This is a genomic window from Vibrio hepatarius (assembly GCF_018860525.1).
Lineage (GTDB): Bacteria > Pseudomonadota > Gammaproteobacteria > Enterobacterales > Vibrionaceae > Vibrio > Vibrio hepatarius_B.
In genome coordinates this window covers 1-1,562 of record NZ_JAHKPM010000036.1, presented here as the reverse complement: position 1 = coordinate 1,562, position 1,562 = coordinate 1, and the positions used below count along the sequence as shown (strand labels likewise).

The 1,562-nt window shown below is 43.5% G+C and carries 4 protein-coding genes; all 4 read right to left on the bottom strand.

The features are described from left to right. On the bottom strand, positions 1 to 209 hold a 209-nt coding region (locus KO511_RS10455; RefSeq protein WP_215987380.1), incomplete at its 3' end, for a TrfB-related DNA-binding protein. 117 nt (positions 210 to 326) lie between these two features. Beyond that, positions 327 to 668 (bottom strand): KleE stable inheritance protein, encoded by a 342-nt coding sequence (kleE, locus tag KO511_RS10450; protein ID WP_012774837.1) that lies wholly within the window; start codon positions 666 to 668, stop codon positions 327 to 329. A gap of 305 nt (positions 669 to 973) precedes the next feature. Then, positions 974 to 1,228 carry a KorC protein gene (locus KO511_RS10445; protein ID WP_012774838.1) on the bottom strand — a complete coding sequence of 85 codons (255 nt, stop codon included), beginning with the start codon at positions 1,226 to 1,228 and terminating at the stop codon, positions 974 to 976. 7 nt (positions 1,229 to 1,235) lie between these two features. Continuing rightward, positions 1,236 to 1,562: hypothetical protein (locus KO511_RS10440; RefSeq protein WP_436840219.1), on the bottom strand; the 327-nt coding region annotated here is incomplete at its 5' end.

Below are 1,562 nucleotides of genomic sequence, written 5' to 3'. Positions count from 1 at the left end.
TATCCTTCCGGCGCTTGTGCCGTGTGAGCTTCCCATACCCTCTTGACGGCTTGTGATACCGCCCCCTTCGTCACTCCCAACAACGTCACAAATTCGGTTTGAGGTTTTCCCTCTACTAAGACCCCGTGCGCTATCTGTAGTGTTTGAGGTCCCACTTCCAAACTCTTGATTGCAGCCTGAAATTGAGACTCTGTTAGCCTTTTCTTCATGGATTGCACCCATATAAACCCCACACCCTAATTGTAAAAATTTGACGGTGACAGCCGCCTAACTCAAAAAAAGTATAGCTAAACTTTATTATAGGGTCAATACTTTAGCGGCTAAAATTACGTATCTTTTGGCCTATATATCGAGACAAAGTAAGTAAGTAGTGTTAGCGCGAGAAAATGCGCGAAGAACGTCCATCCAGCGTGAACTTCTGGATTATCCCAATAATAAAAGGCTCGAATAGCCTGGAAAAACACATTAATGGACACAATCCATTTAAGAACGGGCCAAATCAAAACAGTTGTAATCCAGATCCAACGTACAATGGCCGCAAAGAATCGCCCTTTCTTAGCGGGTTTCTGCGGCTTAGTATCTGATACTTTATTAACTTGTTGTTCATGTTCAGGTGGGGAATTGGAACCCGTAGGCCCAACTTTGGGAAACTTCACTACGTTTGACATTTTCTTGACCCTCCACGCTATCCGTGCTCCAATTATCTATTGCTCACTATTCGGGACCACACCCTAACGAGCAACAGGTTTGGTGTGACAGCGCCGGACCAAGCGCCTCGGTTATCACCGAGGCGTTATCTATTTAATCTCAACCCAACGCAATTCTATTTATAGTCATCGACATATCTCGGTTTATGACCTTGATGATTTATCCGGCCTTAACCTGCACGATAGGACATATTGCCCTAACAAGTCAAGTTAAATTTTTCGGTAAATCGAAATAAATTTTAGCCGCTAAAATGTGATTCTGCTAATTACGATTCTTTCCAAATAACTCCCAGTCCAGCCAAGTAGCAAAGTTGCCCCCAAGCTGAATATGGAATATTTGACTCTTCTCCGGTCCAACGTCGAACCGTTCGCGAGCCACTAGGCCCCAACCCTAATTTTTTCGCCGCTTGGCTACCAGTAAGCCCAGCTAAACGCAAAACCTCTCTAATTTCTTCACCTGTTGGTCGTGACCATTGTTCAGCAGGTCGAAGACACTCTAGTCTAATATTTACATTATTCATTAACTGTTTACTCCGTATCAGATACTAAACGCAATTGATTAAAAGCATAAATCGACTGCACTGCCTTGGGATCATTTTCAAGAACTCGGCTCCCCTTTCTGTTGATCCGATATGTTTCTGGCTTGTCATCATGCGCCCAAACCTGAGAAGAAGAAGAACTTACCGAAGTTATAATTACAAACTTACCAACGTCACTTTCAAAAACAGGATGATGAACACTTATAACCTGGCAACGCTGTCCAGGAATGAACTGCCTACTTTCTGGCGTTACTTTTTTGTGTTTTTCAACCTCTCGTTGAGGTTTGGAAATGACTGGAGTCGCTTCCGGTAGATT